Below are 21375 nucleotides of genomic sequence, written 5' to 3'. Positions count from 1 at the left end.
AATTTAATGCTAATGAAATTAAAAGACTTTAACTGTTATTAGAGTAACGTTTCAGTAATTTTGTTACCTGTGACATTTTTCTTAAACCTTGCATACGCATAGTTGTCATCACACCACCCATTAAGGCACCACCAACACCTGCAGTCATAATATCGGCACCGGTTAAATAAAGGTTTTTAATCGGAGTTTGAGGATGCAGGAACGATTTATTAAAACGCTCTACCCTATGATCCAATCCATAAATTTCACCTTCAACATTATGCTGATAAAATTGCGTAGATAATGGCGTTGACAGCTCATAATAATCAAGCTTGTCACGTAATTGTGGCTTTCGTTCGAACAACTTATTTAATAGTTTTTGTGACAGCGCCTCTTTGTATGCAATATATTCATCGCCTCTTTTGTTCCACTCTGTTCCTTGCCATTGCTCAAACCAATGACTATGAGTGATAGAAACAATTTCAACAGTAGATTTATTAGGAAAATGAGTAGACCACTGAGGATCTTTAGTTGAAGGAAAGGATATGTATACTAATGGTAGCTCTGTTTCGACATCATCTTTGGTTGTATTTTGAAAACGCTCTACATTCCCCTCATGATCACTATTAGGGTATAACCATAAATTAGTACTGTGTAAATTTAACTCTTTACTGTCACCTTTAAATCCGGCATATAAACAAATAGAGCTGCTAGAAAGATTAACCTCATTCATCCAATGCGAAATTTTATGTTCGCTTTGGATGGATTCAGGTAATAACTTCTGCATGGTTTTAACAAAGCCAATGTTGCTGACGATTTTATCTGCAGTAATTTCGCAGCCATTACTGAGTTTTACGCCATAAGCGGTATTATTCTTTATCAACACTTCTTCAACAAGAGCATCAGTAAAAACACCTCCGCCTGATTTAACAATTGTAGGTATTATTTCGCGTGCAATTGCTGAGGCGCCACCAACTGGATAAGCTGCACCGGCAAGATAGTGTTTTGCAAGTAATGCATGCATTAAGAATGCAGATTCTTTAGGAACATGACCATAATCTCCCCATTGACCTGTTAACACCGAGATAAGTTTTTGGTTTGACGTCAAGCTTTCAAGTACTTCACGTGTCGTTAGAAAGAACTCTTTAGATACAAACAAGGGCCTAAATTGGTTATAAACCTTTGCGAACCATAGTGGCAATGCTTGTCCTGCAAAGTATTTAGCACTTTGTTTACTGAGTTTTCTAACCAGTTCTACATAGAGATTAATAGCACGTTCATCGTCAGGAAAACGCTCTACAAGATGAGAAATAAAATTATCTTTTCCTGCAACAAAATCATACTCTTCATTACCTAATACAATTTTGTCGTACACGGGATCCATTTCGGCCCATTTGAGGCGACTGTTACTAATGACATCGAATATACGGCGTAATGAAGAATACTCTTTATGAACTTCACCAATATAATGCACACCTACATCCCATTCGTATCCTTTACGTCGGTATGCATGAGTAAAGCCACCCGCGGTATAATGTTGCTCAAGTACACAAACCTTTTTTCCAAGTAGCGATGATAAAGCTGCATTTGTTAGCCCACCAATACCAGAGCCAACAACGATAACATCATAATGTTCATCAACCAGTGACTTTCTAAAGCGACGACCATTTCTAACAGTTGTTTTTTTATTTGTTCTGTCAGTACTAAAATCATCGTCTGCTTCGGTTGCTAGTTTGCTCATAAATTCCCTGTTATTATTTATCGGCAATTACATATAGAAATTACAGTGTTGCATCTAACCAATACGCCTTTCAATAGCTCTGTTAGTTAAATTTATTATTTAAGGTTAAATAATCAAAATAGTAACCCTTAAGTATCATTACGTATGAATACGCATCATTTATCTGATAAATCCTATTAAAATCAACTTATTAGTAAATAGTTAAACGCTACATCCTCAATTGATTGATATAAAATAGATAAAAAAATGATAAATAAACGAACGTTAACAATTGATTCTACGGACTTTTTATGTATATTGTACATCTTTACAATAATTAACAAATATTTACAAAATCGTAAAGATGTTTTGTTTATTGTGTGATTGTCAAAAATTTAAAAGCTTAATAAAGAAAAATATTATGAGTACAAAAATTAAAACTTACCTTATCTGCGCGCTAACGATGATTATGGTTGGCTGCTCTACCTCCCCTACAAGTAACTCTTTTGATCAGGATAATGTAAGAGCAATAAAACTTAGTGGAAAAAATTATTCTGGTATAGAAAAGTACAGTGAAGCTCAATGGCATTTTGAGATTGAAAGTATTAGGCATTTAGATAGTAATAAATATATTTTTAATGCTAAAGGCAATCAAGAAACATTTGAGCAAAATATATTAAAAGTTAAACCTAAAAAGTACATTGTTGTTGTAGATTGTTTTTACAAAACCAATAATTCAAATGAAGAAAATTTTAGAAAAAGAGAAGAACATACAATTAACTTACGATGGATTGAAGGCGTGTCTTTCCATGTAGGCTCTGTTGAAGACGCATGTTCAATGAGACCATTATATAATTCAATTATGATCTAATAAGTGAATACATATAATTGAAATTGTAAAAGCCCACAGTTGTGGGCTTTTATATTTTTGGGAGGATACAAAGATTAAGCCCAAGATTATGTTAAGAATGCTGAAAATGTAAAAGCTTTAATTGCTTTTGATGATTACCAAATGGAAGTCGCTAACCTTCTAGTCTACATAACCACTTCCAATAGCACTAAACGGTAGCTCTAACTCAAGCTCGGGCACCTGTAAACCTATCCAAGCTAAAAAAGTATTACTATTAGGGCCAGGAAATACAGTATATTCATTTGCCCAGGGGTAACTTTCAACTGCAGTTTTAACCTTAGGAATTAATTTTTCGGCTTGTTCGCCTTTTAACGAGATTAACTTTTCCGGTTTTGAACCATACCAATAACGATCTGGTGTTACTGTTTGATAGCTTCTTATTGCTGGCAAGCCTCTTTTTACCCGCCACCCTGTTACTTCATAAACGGTATATTCTGATGCGTTAGCCTCTTTGATTGCTATCCAAGGGTGCACAGCAAACCAACCACGCCAACTGAAGGCATCGGCAGCATATACTTCAATCACAGCAGCTTTATTCTCACTGGGTATAGGAGCAATACCAGCGGATTCTCGACTTGCTGTGCGCCAATTATTGGCACATCCACTTACCAAAATTACAAGAAAAATGGACAGCACTGTATTTTTCAATTTTTTTTCCATTGGTTTACGTGTTTTCTTAAGCCTAGCAATTAAATTTTCTAATAAAAAGTATGTTTAGTAGGAGATTTGTAAGTAGTTTTTTCAAGTTTTTTATGATCACAATATATTCTAGCAAAGGCTTTTTTATATGACGGTTAACCTCAAGAATGAAGTGATGTGGTTTTCACAAGGACGTGAAAAAAACCTGGAGATAGAGATTTGAGCTCTAAGTTGGATTAGCGCTACAAACCCATGATTTTTTATTGGATAAAAAAAAGCCCAACTTATGTTGGGCTTTTCTTTAAATATGGCGGTGAGATAGAGATTTGAACTCTAGATGGGCTACAAACCCATGCCGGTTTTCAAGACCGGTGCTTTCGACCACTCAGCCATCTCACCTGAAGTCTTAAAACAATGCTTGCTTCAAGATGGGGCGAATATTAAAGAGTCTCTTAATTGTTGTAAAGCATTAATTTCAAAAAAAAGTTTGTTTGCAAATTTTTTCGCCAGTTCGATTGAATTTTCTGCTAAATTAACAATATATGAACAACCCCTCACCTTCTGTCAGGAAATTAAATGCCCAACTCTACTGTTAAAATGAAATGCCGTTGTCCATGGCTAGATAAATCTAAAGCCGATTATGTTGAATATCACGATAAAGAATGGGGAGTTCCTGTTAGAGATGACCAAACTATGTTTGAATTTTTAACGTTAGAATCAGCACAGGCTGGCTTGAGTTGGTATACGGTATTAAAAAAGAGAGAAAATTATCGCAGACTTTTTGCCAATTTTGATGTTAAAGCTGTAGCAAAGTTTGATGACGACAAAATAGAAGAGCTTTTACTGGACGCAGGTATCATTCGTAACCGATTAAAGGTAAAGGCGGCAGTGAACAATGCCAAACTGTTTTTAGAAATCCAACAAGAGTTTGGCAGTTTTTGTAGTTATATATGGGCTTATGTAGATAACAAGCCGATAATAAATAATTTAGATAAATTGGCCGACTACCCTGCTACATCAGAAATATCCGACAAACTCAGCAAAGATTTAAAAAACAGAGGTTTTAAATTTGTTGGCTCTACTATTATCTACGCTCATATGCAGGCGTGTGGCATGGTGAACGATCACAGCAATGACTGTTACAGAAAACAACAAATAATAAATGCTTATTAGTCACTTTTTCTGGCAAATATTTTAACGTATGTCATAATATGTCACGATTTATGTTTACCTATGTTGATGTTTACGATATAAAAGTAGGTAAAGGGATTGATTTAAAATCATTTAATCTAAAAATATTGAATTTTTTTAATTTATCCCCATCTAATATAAATAGTGATTTACTAAGTAATTAAGTTTTCAAAGGAAATTTTATGCAATCTCAAATGGGTTTTAATACTGCTAGCCAAAGCTCAGCTATCGAAATCAATAAGGTTTTACGCAACACCTATATGCTATTAGGTATGACGTTAGCTTTTAGTGCGGTAACAGCGGGTATCTCAATGGCCATGGGCCTTTCTCACATAGCGGCGTTAGTAATGACTTTAGCTGCATTTGGTTTATTATTTGTTGTTCATAAGCAAGCGGATAAAGCGAGTGGCATTTACTGGATTTTTGCATTTACTGGTTTAATGGGTGCTTCTTTAGGTCCTATGTTAAGCATGTATGCATCTATGCCAGGTGGCGGCGCGTTAATCATGCAAGCCTTAGGTGGAACGGCATTAATTTTCTTCGGATTATCAGCATATGCGCTAACCAGTAAAAAAGACTTCTCTTTTATGGGTGGTTTCTTGATGGTAGGTCTACTAGTTGCTGTTGTTGCAATAATTGCCAATATCTTCCTTGCAATTCCGGCTCTATCACTTGCAATTAGCGCAGGCATCATTTTAATTATGTCTGGTCTAATTCTGTTTGATACTAGTCGTATTATTCACGGTGGTGAAACGAACTATATTCGCGCTACAGTGTCTTTATACTTAAACATATATAATATTTTTGTACATTTACTACATTTATTAGCTGTGTTATCAGGTAATGATGATTAATAAATTATAAAAAATCATTTATAATCAAAAGCTCCTTACTTAGTACGGAGCTTTTTTTTACATCAGGGATGATGGAATGCCAATTAAACATGGATGTTTTAATGATTGACTCACATCAGGGATGATGGAATGCCAATCAAACATGGACGGCTTATAGTTATACACGGTCGGCATTGATGGCCATTTTGTTTTTAATTAATAAAAAATAGGTATAAATTGAGTAGTTTTGCGTTGATAGTGACAACCTCAGTCATTGACAATAAAACCAATACCGCCTTGGCATATGCTCAAGAGTTGGTACAACAAGGTCACAGTATTAATGGGATCTTTTTTTATCAAGATGGCGTATTAAATGCGAATAAATACGTACAAGCTCCTAGTGATGAAACTAATTTATTAACTGCCTGGATAGATTTTAATAAACTTACATCAACCCCCCTACATCTTTGTATTACTGCTGGAGAACGTCGTGGTTTAACTGATAATGATGATGAAGGGTTTAATCATAATATTCACCCTGCATTTACGATATCAGGCCTAGGCGAGCTAGTTGTTTTAACAAGTACTGCTGACAAGGTGGTACAATTATGATGCCCGATCAAATAAAAAAGTATGCAATATTAAACACCAGTTCAACATTCGATAGATTCAATGCTAAAGAGGCGCTTGATGCAGCTCTAATATTGGCCAGTTATGAAATGGATGTGTCATTATTTTTTATCGGTGATGGTGTATATCAAACGCAAGCTAAGCAGGATCCAGAGCGTGTTGATGGTAAAGATTTTATATCTTCTTTTAAAGCGCTAGGCTTTTACGACATCGATAATATTTATATTAGTCAGGCTTGTTTAACCGAACGACAATTAACTACTAACTTCGCCTTTAAAGATGTTAAGTTAGTTAACCAAGATGAACTTTCACTCATTCTCAACCAAGCAGACGTTATTTTAACTTTTTAATTTATGGCTATTTTACATATTGTGCGCAGCAGCGCATTTAACGACAATAAACTCAATCTTTGCTTAAGCATTATCAGTAGTAAAGACACCCTCTTTTTAATGGATGATGGTGTTTATAATGTCGCTCATCCAAAGCTTATGACGAGAACTGATTCACTAACTGTATATGCTTTATATAATCATCTACAAGCACGAGGTGTAGATATAGGCGATAGTGCTATCGTTTTGGCCAATTTAAAAGACTTGGTTACATTGTCTGATACAGCAACAAAAGTGATCACATGGCAATAACATTTAAAAATCAACAAATAGAAACCGATAAAGAAGGCTATTTATTACAGGTTAGTGATTGGGATGCAGAGCTAGCGATTATTATTGCCGAAGGCGATAACATTGTTTTATCAGAGGATCATTGGCAAGTTGTTAATTTCGTACGCGGTTTTTATTTAGAATACAAAACGTCTCCCGCTATTCGCGCTTTAATAAAAGCGCTAAAACAAGAGTTTGGTGAAGAAAAAGCAAATAGTCGCTACCTTTACCGATTATTCCCTAAAGGCCCTGCCAAACAAGCGACAAAAATTGCCGGCCTACCAAAACCTGCTCGCTGTATATAATACGAAAGCTCCATTCCATGGGGCTTTATCATTGTTACCTGCCTATTTTTAACTAACTCATACTTTCTTACAATTAAAGATCCACAGTTACATAGTGATTATTTGCTAAAGTAATGTATATTAATATGATATTAACATATTAGACTTAGTTTAAACCTTCTATAAGAGAGCTACGATGAGCAAATCAATTAAAGTTAATGGCGTAGACCAGCCAATAGATGTCGATGAAAACATGCCGCTTCTTTGGTATCTACGCGACCGATTAGAAATTACTGGCACAAAATTTGGTTGTGGCAGTGGCTTATGCGGCGCTTGTACTGTACACGTAGACGGTGTGGCGACACGTTCATGCATTACACCTGTTAGTGTATTAGCTGGTAAATCCATTACCACCATAGAAGGATTATCTAAAGATGGTACCCATCCATTACAAACCGCTTGGTTAGAAAACAATGTACCACAATGTGGCTATTGTCAGGCAGGTCAGATCATGAATGCAGCAAGTTTTTTAGCGACCAATGCTACGCCTACAGATGACGAAATAGATAATGCCATGCAAGGAAATATTTGCCGATGTGGCACTTATCAGCGGATCAAAAAAGCAATTAAGTCTGTTGCCTTTGATTTAGCGAAGGAGGTTTAAAATGAATAAGCATGTCGAAGAAGCACTAGCCGAGTACTATAAATCAAACACACCTGATTTAGGTACTATCACTAAAATGAATCGTCGCAGTTTTTTAAAAGCTACCGGAATTACTGCAGGAGGTTTGGTACTTGGTGTTTCAATTCCAAATATTACTGTTGCTAAATCTCCAACAGACGAGTTTAATCCAAATGCATTCATACATTTAAGTGAAAACGGAGACTTATTGTTATTTTGTGGTCGCTGTGAAATGGGACAAGGTATTTCTACCGCACTACCAGCAGCTGTTGCCGATGAGATGGAGGCAGACTGGTCAAGAGTAACCGTTGAGCAAGGTGAAGGCAATGAAGACAAATATGGCAATCAGGCGACTGGTGGCTCAGCAAGTATTCGTAAAATGTATAAACCTATGCGTAAAGCAGGTGCAGCAGCTAAAGAAATGTTAATTATCGCTGCCGCAAAAGTTTGGGATGTAAAACCAACAGATTGTTACGCTGAAAATCATTTTGTCATTAATAAACTCAATAAACAAAAGTTGGGCTATGGCGAGTTAGCAAGTTTGGCCGCTAATGTTAAAACACCCAAAAAACCTAAGCTAAAAACAAAAGAGGAATTCAAATACATTGGCAAGGCATTGGACAGACACGACCAAGACAAAGTTGTAATTGGTAAACGTACTTATGGTGTCGACACTAAATTGCCAGGTATGAAATACGCTGCAGTCACGCATTGCCCGGTACTTGGTGGAAAATTAAAATCCGTAGATAAAACAGCTGCGCTTAAAGTACCAGGTGTTATTGATGTTGTTGAAATAACGCCTATTGAACACCCATTTAGTTCTGTTGGAGCGGTTGCTGTTGTTGCCGATAATTCATGGACAGCACAACAAGCAGTTAAAAAATTAGTTGTTGAATGGGACCTTGGTCCTAACAAGGTTTATAACACTAAAGAATATAAAGCTGAGTTAGTTAAAAATGTTGAAAAGCCTGCTGAGGTAGCTAAAGAGCGAGGAGATCTAGAAAATGCTTTTCAATCGGCTAGCAAAACAGTAAAAGCAACTTATACTGGAGGGCATTTATCACATGCCCCTATGGAACCGAATGCTAGCGTTGTATCGGTAACGGATACCAGTTGTGAAGTTTGGGCTTCCACTCAAAGCCCTGCTGATATCCAAAAAGTCCTTGCCCAACTGCTTGGCCGTGAAGCAAAAGACATTTACGTGAATGTTATGATGGCAGGTGGCGCATTTGGCCGTAAATTTAAATGTGATTATGTGCATGAAGCGGCGGTTATTTCAAAGAAAATCAAGGCGCCCGTACAACTTATTTGGTCTCGTGAAGAAGATATGCGAACCGGTTTTTATCACTCAATCAGTGCTCAACACATAGAAGCGTCTTTAGATGACCAAGGTAATGTAACTGGCTGGCTACACCGTGCTGCGTTTCCTTCCATAGTTTCATTATTTCAAGAAGGCCTTGATAGAGCTCCTGCACAAACATTGGGGCAAGTTGATAATCACCCATTTGGCATTAAAAACTATCGCAGTGAAACAGGTCTCGCACCTGCACATACACGTATCGGTTGGTATCGAGCGGTTTATTCTATTTTTTATGGCTTTGCCTTTGGTACCTTCGCAGATGAATTAGCGGTAGAGGCCGGTACAGATACGTTGACAATGCTCAACAACATTTATGATGCTAATGACAATCCTAAGCAAGCAGAACAAGTAAAACGCTCTAAAGCAACACTGGCTCTTGCGGCTAAACATTCTGGTTTTGGTAAAGAATTACCAAAAGGAGAAGGTATTGGTCTTGCTGTACATTATAGTTTTAAAAGTTATGTAGCAATGGCAGTACACGTGAAAGTTGATGGCGACGATATAAAAGTATTAAATGTCGATTGTGCCATAGATTGTGGCCAAATTTTAAATACAGATGGTGCAACCGCACAAATGGAAGGTGCTGTTGTTATGGGGATGTCACTGGCTCTTGCTACTGAAATTTCATTTAAAGACGGTGCCGTTGTTAATTCGAATTTCCATAATTATCCGGTTATGAGAATATCTGATATGCCAAATGTAAATGTACACATTATTGATTCAAATAAAGGCCCCACCGGCTTAGGTGAGCCTGGCGTATCACCTTTTGCCCCTGCATTAAGTAATGCTATATTTGCCGCATCAGGTAAACGTTATCGAGACCTACCAATGAAACCTATGGCGGTTTAATGTTTTGAAACTAAAAAGGCTATATTTCTATATAGCCTTTTTTTACGTTTACGGTTTAACTCGCAAGTGATTTACTGTTCATTAAAATGATAAGCAAGGTGCTGATGGAAGCGTACCGCAATTTCTTCATGCTCTGGCGTCATTTCTAAGTCAGTAGCCAACAGTTTTAAGGCACTGTCTACTCGTTTAAGAAATTCACTATAGCCTTTGTTTTCGATATCTTGTTCTGTTGCGGCAAAAACAATTTGCACATAATCAACTAACGTATCAGCTTTCCAGCTACTGTAAAATTCGTCATTAGCTTGCTTTGGATCAAAACCTAATAACTGTAGTTCTCCAACTTTTTGCTCGGGTTCATTCGAGCTGTTACGCACGATCGGTGTTAAACCATTTGCAATAAATGCGCCTGTAGTTAAATTTTTTCTTTTAGCTGCGGCACTACAGGAATCGCTGATCATTTTATAGAATTGATCATAAGATTCTTGTCCAACTAACTTAATATTTGCACTTTTCAATAATCTTCTCGTTATTGGCAGGCTGGCAACAACGTAGCTAATGGTATCGTGCTTGGTTGGTAACGTGACATCTGATGCTTGGTAACGGTTTTTAATTAATCGTAAATTATGGCTATTACCGCCCTCTACACCTTTATCTTTAGCAAATAAATCGTAAGTTAAATGTTGATGGTCGCGTAAACGTACTTGTGACGCATTAACGCCAAGTTGGTCAATTAATTTATTAACGACCTTGCGAACTTTTGTATGGTAACCTGCTGCACTTGTTCTAACAGTACTTCCAGAAGCAAGAAATAATATTGATATTTTCTTGGCTCGCAATGCGGGATCAAAATGTGATTTGTAAAATTGATGATATTCAGGATTATAAAATATCAACATTTGCTGTTCTGTTTCCCAATGACGAATTTCTTGGTTAAACCGTACTCTTGGTAATTTGTCATTAGCAATAAAGTGAACATTATCTATCTCTTCATCTTCACATATTGAAAATAATTGTTCAGAGACATTTTGATAAAAACCTTGCCAAGGTGTTAATTTATCGGCATTTTGCTCTGCCTTTAAACGATCTAATAATTCATCTGTGATCTTAAACTCGGCAAGTAAATACTGATTGTAACGAGAGTTAGATGGCAAAAAAATGGTGTTTCCTTTACTTCTACTACGACGAACTGACATGGCTGAACCTTATTTAAAGTTGAATTTAATGGTTTGAAATGATTATAACTTAAGAGTTTTCTCTAAATGTTATTTTAAAACAAATTCTATTACATTTCCGTAAACATTTCCGATTTTTTTAGCTATGACAAAGGTTTACTAGCAATCTAATAAAATTGTTAATTTAAACAATTTTCAACTTATGAGTTGTAAATGACATATGCAAAGGGAAATGCAGAAATGGTCAATTTGGCAATACTAAGTTAATTCACCCATGATTAAATCACACTCTAAAGGCTATCCATGCCTGCCGTGTATAAGTATGTCCATATACAAACAGAATATAAGCCATTTTCAACATGGAAGTTGTATATGCAATGATCACAAGGATGTGAAGAAATGGTCCTTGGCTATTCTAAGTTAATTCATCCATGATTAAATCACACTCTAAAGGCTATCCATGCCTGCCGTGTATAAGTATGTCCATATACAAAAAAAGCGCCGAAGCGCTTTTTATTAAGAAGTATTACTGTGTTGGTTACCCTAGTTTGGTTAACCCACCCATATAAGGCTGCAACACGGTTGGAACAGTAATAGAACCATCGGCTTGTTGGTAATTCTCAAGTATTGCTACTAAAGTACGTCCAACAGCTAATCCAGAGCCATTCAAGGTATGCAGTAATTCAGTCTTTTTAGTTTCTTTGTTTCTAAAACGAGCTTGCATACGACGAGCTTGGAAATCACCCATATTTGAACATGAAGAAATTTCACGGTAAGTATTTTGTGCCGGTAACCAAACTTCAATATCAAAGGTTTTCATCGCACTAAAACCTATGTCGCCTGTACATAACGTTACGGTGCGGTATGGTAACTCTAAAAGTTGTAACACTTTTTCAGCATGCCCCGTTAATTCATCTAACGCATCAAATGATGTTTCTGGCTTAACTAATTGCACTAATTCAACTTTATCGAATTGATGTTGACGAATTAAACCACGAATATCGCGACCTGAAGAGCCAGCTTCACTGCGAAAACATGACGACAGCGCAGTTAATTTAATTGGTAATTCATCTTCATCAACAATTTCATCACGCACTAAGTTTGTCAGTGGAACTTCTGCCGTTGGAATTAAAGAAAACTTTTTGTTGCCCAAATCAGTGTGGAATAAGTCTTCACCAAACTTTGGTAATTGACCAGTGCCGTATAACGACTCATGGTTAACCAATAATGGCACGTTAGCTTCTGTATAACCGTGTGTGTCGGTATGAAGGTCTAACATGAACTGCCCTAATGCACGGTTTAAACGAGCAATTTGACCTTTTAAAACAACAAAACGAGTACCACTTAATTTAGCGCCACTTTCAAAGTCTAAACCTTTGTTTATAGCTGCGCCTAAATCAACATGATCTTTAACGTCAAAATCAAATTCTTTCGGTGTGCCCCAACGTCGAATTTCTACATTATCATCTTCATCTGCACCGTGTGGCACTGACTCATGAGGAACATTTGGTACAGAAGAAACAATAGCGTCTATCTTAGCAAGTAAAACATTTAACTCTTCTTTAGCTAAATCTAATTTAGCACCTAGCTGACCTACTTCAGCCAATAAAGGTTGAATGTCTTCGCCGCGGGCTTTCGCTTGGCCAATAGATTTTGAACGGGTATTACGTTCATTTTGAAGTTCTTGAGTGCGAACTTGTAATTCTTTACGCTCATCTTCTAAAGCGTTAAATGTAGCAGTATCAAAAATATAACCTCTTCCGGCTAGTTTTGCTGCAATTGTATCTAAGTCTGCTCTAAGCAGTTTTGAGTCAAGCATGATCTGTCACTGTATTATAAATTTATTTTGTAAAAAACATTCCTAAACCTGCCGCTAATACACATAGCACCACATTTAAAAGAACGTTTAACATGGCTTTCATTATCTCACCTTGTTGCAATAACAACAACGTATCTAATGAAAACGTAGAAAAGGTGGTAAAAGCACCCAGAAATCCAATACCTATTAATGTCCGGTATAAGACAACCTCGATAACACCTTGTTCAATTAATCCGTATAAAACACCCATTATGAGCGAGCCCGTTATATTAACGATCAAGGTGGCAAAAGGGAATCCTTTTCCAAGTAAATTTAACACTATTTGTGCAATAAAAAATCGCAGACATGCTCCGCCTGCACCACCAATGGCAACAAACAAATAAATCATTGCATTATTCATAACGCTTATTCCCACTCATATCGTCACGTTCACGTAAGTATTTGATTTTTTCCTGCAATTTTTTTTCTAATCCACGATCAGTAGGTTGATAAAAATTAGCATGATTGATCAACTCAGGTAAATAACACTCTCCAGCGGCATAGGCCCCTGGTTCATCGTGAGCATAACGGTATTCTGCCCCATGGCCTAACTCTTTAGTTAACTTAGAAGTCGCGTTACGAAGATGTAATGGCACTTCTAAGTGACCAGTATCTTTAGCCAGTTCTCTAGCTTTTTTAAATGCGGTATACACGGCATTACTTTTTGGCGCTAAGGCCATGTAAACGGTAGCTTGTGCGATTGCTCGTTCGCCTTCACTGGGTCCTACTCGATGATAAGTATCCCAGGCATTTATTGCGAGCTGCATCGCTCTAGGGTCGGCATTACCAATATCTTCACTGGCAATGGCTAATAACCTTCTACCAACATATAAAGGATCACCGCCACCTTCTAGTATTCGGCAATACCAATATAACGCTGCATCTGGGTCAGAACCCCTTACTGATTTGTGAAAGGCGCTTATTAAATCGTAAAAGTGATCACCACCTTTGTCATACAAAGCTTGTTTTTCACCGGCAACCATATTCACGATATCTAAAGTGATAATAACCTTATTATCGGCTTGTTCGCTGATATCGAAACAATTTTCCAGCAGGTTAAGTAAACGACGTGCATCACCATTGGCAAGCGCAAGTAACGACTCTTGTGCTTTAGGCTCTAGGGAAACATCATAGTCACCGTAGCCTTTAATTTTATCTTCTAACGCTTTGCTTAATACTGTATTTAAGTCTTCATTTGAGAGTTTTTGTAATAGATATACACGAGCTCTCGATAATAAAGCCTGATTCAATTCAAACGATGGATTTTCTGTTGTGGCGCCGATAAAAGTAATGGTACCGTCTTCAATGAAGGGTAAAAACGCATCTTGTTGTGACTTATTAAAGCGGTGCACTTCGTCTACAAATAAAATGGTACGGCGATTTCTTGCTTGCGCGGTTAGTTTCGCCTTTTCTATTGCGGCTCGAATTTCTTTAACACCTGATGTTACCGCTGAAATACGTTCAATTTCAGCGTTCGCATAAGTAGCTATCAGTTCAGCTAACGTCGTTTTACCAGTGCCGGGAGGTCCCCAAAAAATCAAGGAATGACACAACCCTTGTTCGATTGCGACTTTTAATGGTTTACCATCAGATAATAAGTGCTTTTGACCAATGTAATCGTCAAGCACTTGTGGGCGCATTCTTGCGGCTAATGGCGCAAATGTAGATTGATGATCAAACTCTAATGACAGGCTGCCATTATCTTTGGTCATCGAAATCTACACCTTCAGGTAAGGTAAACTTAAACATTGAATCTTTTGGCAGTGGCGTAGATACCACATCTGCTAAATTAAAATGGCTTAACTGCCCTGTTGCATCGGTTACGGTGAATTTAATTAAGTCATTACCAGAAAACACCAAATGTAATGTTTTAACTTGTGCATCTTCATTTAAAGATGTGATGCGAAACTCGTTTTCAGTAACTTTAGCAACACTGTAATCTTGCCAAGCTTCATCATTTAACCCTGACAATAATAAAATTGGCGTATTAGTGACGGCATTTGAAATATTAAAGGCCGATACTTGTTCGACAAATGGGTTATAAAACCACAATGTTTCACCATCGCTCACCACCAACGTTTCATCTGGGGCTTTCGTTTCCCAATAAATTAAATTAGGTCGTTTTACTGCTAACGTGCCACTGGAATTTTGTAAAACATTACCATCGGCATCTACAACGTTCTGAGTGAATGATGAACTGAAGCCTTGCACTGTATTGAGTTTGTCTTTTAACATAGCTTTTTGATCTATTTCGATTTCTGTAGCATTAGCAAAGCTAAAAGCTAAAGCTAGAAACGTTGCTGGCAGTATTTTTGTAACGGATGTTAATTTAGGCATATTACTTCTTAATCTTTTACTGGAGGAGGCGCAATTACCTCTCTGTTACCATTATGGCCTGGACTACTTACGACGCCATTGGCTTCCATTTGTTCAATAATTCTCGCCGCTCTATTGTAACCAATTCTGAATTTTCTTTGTACACCCGATATAGATGCACGACGAGATTCAGTTACATGCATTAACGCTTCATCGTATAGAGCATCAGTTTCTTGGTCTTCACCTTCAGCAGCTTCACCTGGTAGTAACGTATCTTCAGTAGTATCACCAGATAATATTTCTTCAATGTATCTAGGTTTGCCGCGAGCTTTCCAATCGTTTACTACCGCATGTACTTCATGGTCATCAACAAAAGCACCCTGTGCTCGAACTGGCACACTGGTTCCTTGCGGTAAAAATAACATGTCACCATTACCAAGTAGCTGTTCTGCGCCCTGCTGGTCTAAAATTGTTCTTGAATCAATTCTTGATTGAACGGTAAGCGCCATACGAGTTGGAATGTTGGCTTTAATTAAACCTGTAATAACATCTACCGATGGACGTTGAGTCGCTAAAATAAGGTGTATGCCAGCAGCACGAGCTTTTTGAGCGATGCGAGCAATTAGCTCTTCAACCTTTTTACCAACAATCATGATCATGTCAGCAAACTCATCTACAACAACAACTATGCTCGGTAATTTTTCAAGCTCCGGTGCTGTTTCTTCCATGCTGTCGCCTGGTTTCCATAACGGATCGACAATCGCTTTGCCTTCTTTTTTAGCCGCGAGTATTTTTTGGTTATAACCGGTTAGGTTACGTACACCAAGTGCAGACATTAATTTATAACGACGCTCCATTTCTCCGACACACCAACGAAGTGCATTGGCAGCATCTTTCATGTCGGTAACTACTTCAGATAATAAATGCGGAATGCCTTCATAAACGGAAAGCTCCAACATTTTTGGATCGATCATAATGAAACGTACATCATCTGGCGTTGATTTATACAACATACTTACAATCATTACATTTACAACCACAGACTTACCTGAGCCCGTAGTACCTGCAACTAGCAAATGTGGCATTTTGGCTAAATCTGCAATAATAGGATCGCCGGCGATGTCTTTACCTAAAACCATAGTTAATGATGATTTTGATTCAACAAATATTTCGCTTTCTATAACTTCACTCAAGCGCACCATTTCACGGTGTTTATTTGGAATTTCTATACCAATTACAGATTTACCCGGTATTACTTCAACAACCCGTACGCTGGCAGCAGAAAGTGCTCTGGCTAAATCTTTTGATAAATTGGTTATTTTACTAACTTTAACTCCGGGGGCTAAATCAAGTTCAAACCTTGTAATAACAGGGCCTGGATAAACATCAACAACTTCACATATCACGCCGTAATCTAACAATTTTGCTTCTACTAAACGGCTAACCTGATCAAGTTCATCTTGAGAAATAGGATTTTTAGTACGATTAGGTTTATCAAGCAAGTCAATTGTTGGCATGCCTTTATAACGTTCAAGCGGGTTTTCTTCTACTTTATTGCTTGCATCAGTTTTGGTGGCTGGTTTAGTGTCGGCAATGTCATCATCTTCAACATCAATTTTGTCAACTGTTTTAAATGCGGCATCTAGTTCATGTTCACCAATATTTTCATCTAAATTGGCGATCATAGGTTCATCAATTAAATCATCTATCTCAACAAAGCCATCATCCGCTATCATAGGCTCAGGATGCTCATCATCAATTGACACTGCAGGTGAGCTGTCGCTATTACCAAATAACTGTGCTGCAAGATCAGCTTGCTCATCAAATTTAGTTGTTTGACTTGCACTTTTTGAAGGGTCTTCTTTGGCAACAGGCTTTTTCTTAGTTTTGTCATTTGCTACAGGCGTAGAATTAAAGTTCTGTTTAAAACTAATAAGCAAAGACTTAATTAATAACGCGAACTTAATCGTATGCTCACCAATGAAATCAATAATTGTAAATAATGATAAGCCGGTTAATAGCACAAAGCCCGAGCACGTTAGTACCAAAAATAAAAGGCTGGAACCAATAAAGTTAAAATAAGGCAGTAATGAATACGAGATATAATCACCGACGATACCACCAGCCGAAAAATCAAATATATCATCAAAATTCATACTCGCTATCGAGGTTAAACCGATGTAAAACATCATAAAACCAATGAACTTTAACCCTAAGGTAAAAAATTCAATTTCAAGCAGATAATGAATACGTTGAAATAATAACCAACCGATAATAGCGATAACAAAAGGCAAACTGTAGGCAACGCTGCCAAAGGCGAATAAAAATATGTCAGATAGGTAGGCTCCAAAGGCACCACCAGCATTATTGACTGTGGCATGATAAGCCGTTTGTGACCAACCTGGATCTGCTGGGTCAAAGCTTATAAGGGCAATAATTAGGTAAAGGGAGAATATACTGGTAAAGATAAGTCCCGCTTCTAATAAGCGTTGCGTACCAGTAAGTTTTATAGATTCTTTAGCTGCCAAAGTCGCATCCATGAATTTGTGATTATAATTGTTGTTATATACTTACAAAATAGCAGATTATTACGTTAGATAAAATATCTAAACGCGGTAATTATGACTATCTATAGTTAATTGGTAATTTATTGCCCGATTTAACCTCTTCCATTACCACATAAGTCTTACTGTCACTGACTGACGGGAGCGTAAGTAGTGTGTCACCAAGTAAGTTCCGATACGCTTGCATATCTGACACTCGAGTTTTTAATAAGAAATCAAAACTGCCAGACACTAAATGACACTCTTGAATAACGTCCAAACCCATTACTGCCTTTGAAAACTCTTCAAACACATCTGGACCTGTTCTGCTTAATGTTATTTCGACAAATACCAATAAAGCTGCATTCAATACCTGTGGGTTCAAATTGGCACTGTAACCCGTGATTACCCTTTCTTGTTCAAGCTTCTTTACCCGCTCTAAACAAGGCGTTGGACTTAAGCCTACTCTTTTTGATAATTCAACGTTAGATAACCGCCCATTATTTTGAAGTTCAACTAGAATGTTTTTATCAATACGATCAAGTTTTTTATTTTCAGCTGGCATAACGTAGTTTTTAACTCCGATAACTTATACTTTTACGATATTTTATTCTGCAGTTATAAATATAACGGTATGTAATCCTATAAATGCCTAGATATACTAGCGTTAAATAAAACAAATAACAATTCGTAGCATTTTAAACTATGAATTTTACATTACAGCAAACATAGCGAGATATTAATTATGATTATCGGTGTACCTAAAGAAATTAAAAACCATGAATACCGTGTAGGTATGGTTCCTGCAAGCGTTCGTGAATTAATTGCTCACGGCCATCAAGTATTTGTAGAAACGAATGCTGGTAGTGGCATTGGCTTTTCTGATGCTGATTATATTACAGCTGGTGCAACGATTTTAAATACTGCCAGTGAAGTGTTCGCTAAAGCTGAAATGATCGTTAAAGTAAAAGAGCCACAAGCTGTAGAGCGTGCAATGTTACGTGAAGGCCAAATTTTATTCACTTACTTACATTTAGCACCTGATCTTGCTCAAACTGAAGACCTTGTTAGATCTAAGGCTGTTTGTATAGCATATGAAACAGTAACTGATAGTCACGGTGGTTTACCACTTCTTGCTCCTATGTCAGAAGTTGCAGGCCGTATGTCAATTCAAGCAGGCGCACAAGCATTAGAAAAATCTAACGCTGGTCGCGGTATGCTTCTTGGCGGCGTACCTGGTGTTGAACCAGCTAAAGTAGTTGTTATTGGTGGCGGCATGGTTGGTAACAACGCAGCGCAAATGGCTGTAGGTATGGGCGCTGAAGTTGTAATTTTAGATCGTAACATCAATGTATTACGTAAATTAGATGCTCAATTTGGTAACAAAGTAAAAGCCGTTTACTCAACTGCTGATGCATTAGAGAAACATGTTTTAGAAGCAGATCTTGTTATTGGTGGCGTTCTTATCCCAGGCGCAGCTGCTCCTAAACTAGTAACAAAAGAACATATCAAAAACATGAAGCCTGGTTCAGCCATTGTAGATGTTGCAATTGACCAAGGTGGTTGTATTGAAACTTCTTACGCTACAACTCATGCAGAACCAACCTTTATCGTTGACGACGTTGTTCATTACTGTGTTGCGAATATGCCAGGCGCAGTGCCACGTACTTCTACGTTCGCATTAAATAATGCAACATTACCGTTCATTATCAACTTAGCGAATAAAGGCTACAAAGAAGCACTATTGTCAGACGACCATTTCTTAAACGGTCTTAACGTTATAAACGGTAAAGTTACAGTACGTGAAGTAGCTGAAAACCTTGGTTTTGAATTTGTTGAACCAAAAGTAGCTTTAGGCTAAATACCTTGTTAGTTTTGTAACTTAGTACCACTTAGTTTACAAAATCTAAATTTATTAAAAAACGCAGTCAGTAATGACTGCGTTTTTTTTGTTGATGCTCTTGCATTAATTGCCTATCATCCCAATCAATAATAAATATCATAGTTATAGCGCAACCGCTATTTTCAAATACACTTGGAGTTTTTCATGAGTGATGTAAGACATTGCCCTCTTCTAATTTTAGGCTCAGGCCCTGCAGGTTATACTGCTGCGGTTTATGCAGCACGTGCTAACTTAAACCCAGTAATGATCACTGGTATGCAACAAGGTGGTCAATTAACAACTACCACTGAAGTTGAAAACTGGCCAGGTGACGCCGATGATTTAACCGGTCCAGCATTAATGGAACGTATGCAAAAGCATGCTGAAAAATTTGATACTGAAATTATTTTTGATCACATCGATGAATTAGACTTCTCTGAGAAACCTTATAAGTTAAAAGGCAGCTCTGGTGAGTATACTTGTGATGCACTAATTATTTGTACAGGTGCTTCGGCCCAGTACCTTGGCTTAGAATCTGAAACGGCCTTTATGGGTAAAGGTATTTCAGCATGTGCGACATGTGACGGTTTCTTTTATCGCAATCAAAAAGTTGCGGTTGTTGGTGGTGGTAACACTGCTGTTGAAGAAGCGTTGTATTTATCAAACATTGCCTCTGAAGTGCATCTAATTCACCGTCGCGATACATTCCGCAGTGAAAAAATATTAACAGCCCGTCTAATGGACAAAGTAGCAAACGGTAATATTGTATTACATACTGACCGTACGTTGGATGAAGTGCTAGGTGACAACATGGGTGTTACCGGTTTACGTTTAAAAGATGCGAAATCAGACGCGACTGAAGAAATTGATGTAACTGGCTGTTTTATTGCTATCGGCCATAAACCTAATACAGATATTTTTGCAGGCCAATTAGACATGAAAGATGGTTACCTAACCATTCAAAGTGGCACAGTAGGCAATGCAACATTAACCAGTAAAGAAGGTATCTTTGCTGCTGGCGATGTTGCTGATCATATCTACCGCCAAGCAATAACATCAGCAGGCGCAGGTTGTATGGCTGCATTAGATGCTGAACGTTATTTAGATGCGTTGAATTCAAACGTATAACGGATAAAACATTATGAGCCAGTATCTTTACACCTTAGATGATAAAGAGCTGGCTTTTCCTCCCCATCAATTCGCACTCAATGAACCAAATGGTTTGATAGCCATGGGTGGTGATTTATCGCCAGAACGATTAATTCAAGCCTACTCTAACGGGATCTTTCCATGGTTTAATGATAACGATCCAATACTTTGGTGGTCTCCTGATCCTCGCGCCGTAATAAAAATTGCAGATTTAAAAGTAAATCGCAGTTTAAAAAAGTTTATTAACAAATCACCTTATAGAGTTACGCTTAACCAAAACTTTAACCAAGTCATTGCTCAATGTGCAAATGCGCCGTTTAGAAACGATGATACTTGGATCTTACCAGACATGCTCAATGCATACAGACTACTTCACCAACAAGGTTTTGCCCACTCTGTAGAGGTTTGGCATGACAATGAACTGGTAGGTGGTTTATATGGTGTGGCAATAAATGGATTTTTCAGTGGCGAGTCTATGTTTTATACTAAAACCAATGCCTCAAAAATTGCACTTGTTTCATTAATAAATTTGCTAAAATTAATAGAGGTAGAGTTTATTGATTGTCAAATTCAGAATCCATTTTTAGAAAGTATGGGAGCGGTTGACATCAGTAGAGACGAATTTTTACAATTAAAGAGCAATGAATTAAATCGCAACGTTAACAAAGACTTTTGGCTTAATAGAGAACTAACGTGGTAAAACGATCAAAAGTGAATCT

General features: G+C 37.4%; 21 protein-coding genes and 1 tRNA gene. 12 read left to right on the top strand and 10 right to left on the bottom strand.

The genetic code is table 11. The features are described from left to right. Positions 1-28: 28 nt before the first annotated feature. A complete protein-coding gene (locus RI845_RS09305; protein WP_348389461.1) occupies positions 29-1720 on the bottom strand; it encodes a phytoene desaturase family protein in 1692 nt (563 codons plus the stop codon). 400 nt (positions 1721-2120) lie between these two features. Here RI845_RS09305 and RI845_RS09300 point away from each other — a divergent pair, with 400 nt between their 5' ends. After that, positions 2121-2570, top strand: a complete 450-nt coding sequence (locus RI845_RS09300; protein WP_348389460.1) for a hypothetical protein — start codon at positions 2121-2123, stop codon at positions 2568-2570. A gap of 159 nt (positions 2571-2729) precedes the next feature. Here the strand turns inward: RI845_RS09300 and RI845_RS09295 are convergent, their stop codons facing one another. Together RI845_RS09295 and RI845_RS09290 are read right to left on the bottom strand one after the other, a co-directional pair. Further along, entirely contained in the window at positions 2730-3269 is a 540-nt protein-coding gene (locus RI845_RS09295; RefSeq protein WP_348389459.1) for a DUF3750 domain-containing protein, read from the bottom strand. Positions 3270-3556: 287 nt separating this feature from the next. After that, positions 3557-3647: transfer RNA gene (locus tag RI845_RS09290), tRNA-Ser, on the bottom strand. Between the two features lie 177 nt (positions 3648-3824). Here RI845_RS09290 and RI845_RS09285 point away from each other — a divergent pair. The 8 genes from RI845_RS09285 to RI845_RS09250 all read left to right on the top strand — a co-directional run bounded on the left by RI845_RS09285 (position 3825) and on the right by RI845_RS09250 (position 9736). Continuing rightward, positions 3825-4421 (top strand): DNA-3-methyladenine glycosylase I, encoded by a 597-nt coding sequence (locus tag RI845_RS09285; RefSeq protein ID WP_348389458.1) that lies wholly within the window; start codon positions 3825-3827, stop codon positions 4419-4421. A 200-nt stretch (positions 4422-4621) separates the two neighbouring features. Beyond that, the gene (locus RI845_RS09280; RefSeq protein ID WP_348389457.1) at positions 4622-5293 is read left to right on the top strand and encodes a Bax inhibitor-1/YccA family protein; all 672 of its coding nucleotides are present in this window, start codon (positions 4622-4624) and stop codon (positions 5291-5293) included. Positions 5294-5509: 216 nt separating this feature from the next. Next, entirely contained in the window at positions 5510-5884 is a 375-nt protein-coding gene (tusD, locus tag RI845_RS09275) for a sulfurtransferase complex subunit TusD (protein WP_348389456.1), read from the top strand. Then, positions 5881-6252, top strand: coding sequence for a sulfurtransferase complex subunit TusC (gene tusC / locus RI845_RS09270; RefSeq protein WP_348389455.1), 372 nt, complete (start codon positions 5881-5883; stop codon positions 6250-6252). The genes tusD and tusC overlap by 4 nt, the downstream gene beginning before the upstream one ends. Before the next feature lie 3 nt (positions 6253-6255). Next, entirely contained in the window at positions 6256-6543 is a 288-nt protein-coding gene (tusB, locus tag RI845_RS09265) for a sulfurtransferase complex subunit TusB (protein ID WP_348389454.1), read from the top strand. Beyond that, positions 6534-6866: a TusE/DsrC/DsvC family sulfur relay protein gene (locus RI845_RS09260; RefSeq protein WP_348389453.1), complete on the top strand. Its 333-nt coding sequence runs from the start codon at positions 6534-6536 to the stop codon at positions 6864-6866. Before tusB ends, RI845_RS09260 begins: the two co-directional genes overlap by 10 nt. Positions 6867-7041: 175 nt before the next feature. Then, positions 7042-7509 carry a (2Fe-2S)-binding protein gene (locus RI845_RS09255; RefSeq protein WP_348389452.1) on the top strand — a complete coding sequence of 156 codons (468 nt, stop codon included), beginning with the start codon at positions 7042-7044 and terminating at the stop codon, positions 7507-7509. Position 7510: 1 nt separating this feature from the next. After that, positions 7511-9736, top strand: a complete 2226-nt coding sequence (locus RI845_RS09250; RefSeq protein WP_348389451.1) for a xanthine dehydrogenase family protein molybdopterin-binding subunit — start codon at positions 7511-7513, stop codon at positions 9734-9736. 71 nt (positions 9737-9807) lie between these two features. Here the strand turns inward: RI845_RS09250 and RI845_RS09245 are convergent, their stop codons facing one another. The 7 genes from RI845_RS09245 to lrp form a co-directional block, all read right to left on the bottom strand. After that, positions 9808-10929 carry a DUF3083 family protein gene (locus RI845_RS09245; protein ID WP_348389450.1) on the bottom strand — a complete coding sequence of 374 codons (1122 nt, stop codon included), beginning with the start codon at positions 10927-10929 and terminating at the stop codon, positions 9808-9810. Between the two features lie 517 nt (positions 10930-11446). Continuing rightward, a complete protein-coding gene (gene serS / locus RI845_RS09240) occupies positions 11447-12727 on the bottom strand; it encodes a serine--tRNA ligase (RefSeq protein ID WP_348389449.1) in 1281 nt (426 codons plus the stop codon). A 22-nt stretch (positions 12728-12749) separates the two neighbouring features. Then, positions 12750-13127 (bottom strand): fluoride efflux transporter CrcB, encoded by a 378-nt coding sequence (gene crcB / locus RI845_RS09235; protein WP_348389448.1) that lies wholly within the window; start codon positions 13125-13127, stop codon positions 12750-12752. Then, positions 13120-14478 (bottom strand): replication-associated recombination protein A, encoded by a 1359-nt coding sequence (locus tag RI845_RS09230; protein ID WP_348389447.1) that lies wholly within the window; start codon positions 14476-14478, stop codon positions 13120-13122. The genes crcB and RI845_RS09230 overlap by 8 nt, the downstream gene beginning before the upstream one ends. Further along, positions 14465-15103 (bottom strand): outer membrane lipoprotein chaperone LolA, encoded by a 639-nt coding sequence (gene lolA / locus RI845_RS09225; protein WP_348389446.1) that lies wholly within the window; start codon positions 15101-15103, stop codon positions 14465-14467. The genes RI845_RS09230 and lolA overlap by 14 nt, the downstream gene beginning before the upstream one ends. A gap of 8 nt (positions 15104-15111) precedes the next feature. Next, positions 15112-17610: a DNA translocase FtsK gene (locus RI845_RS09220; protein WP_405054113.1), complete on the bottom strand. Its 2499-nt coding sequence runs from the start codon at positions 17608-17610 to the stop codon at positions 15112-15114. A gap of 97 nt (positions 17611-17707) precedes the next feature. Continuing rightward, positions 17708-18190, bottom strand: coding sequence for a leucine-responsive transcriptional regulator Lrp (lrp, locus tag RI845_RS09215; RefSeq protein WP_348389444.1), 483 nt, complete (start codon positions 18188-18190; stop codon positions 17708-17710). 180 nt (positions 18191-18370) lie between these two features. Between lrp and ald the strand changes: the two genes are divergently transcribed. From ald to aat, 3 genes are all read left to right on the top strand, one after another. Continuing rightward, complete coding sequence (ald, locus tag RI845_RS09210; protein WP_348389443.1) at positions 18371-19486, top strand: alanine dehydrogenase; 1116 nt, start codon at positions 18371-18373, stop codon at positions 19484-19486. A 186-nt stretch (positions 19487-19672) separates the two neighbouring features. Further along, positions 19673-20635 (top strand): thioredoxin-disulfide reductase, encoded by a 963-nt coding sequence (gene trxB, locus RI845_RS09205; RefSeq protein ID WP_348389442.1) that lies wholly within the window; start codon positions 19673-19675, stop codon positions 20633-20635. A gap of 13 nt (positions 20636-20648) precedes the next feature. Beyond that, entirely contained in the window at positions 20649-21356 is a 708-nt protein-coding gene (gene aat / locus RI845_RS09200; RefSeq protein WP_348389441.1) for a leucyl/phenylalanyl-tRNA--protein transferase, read from the top strand. The last annotated feature ends 19 nt before the right edge of the window (positions 21357-21375 follow it).

This window comes from Thalassotalea nanhaiensis (genome assembly GCF_031583575.1).
Lineage (GTDB): Bacteria > Pseudomonadota > Gammaproteobacteria > Enterobacterales > Alteromonadaceae > Thalassotalea_A > Thalassotalea_A nanhaiensis.
This window is presented reverse-complemented; position numbering and strand designations above follow the sequence as displayed.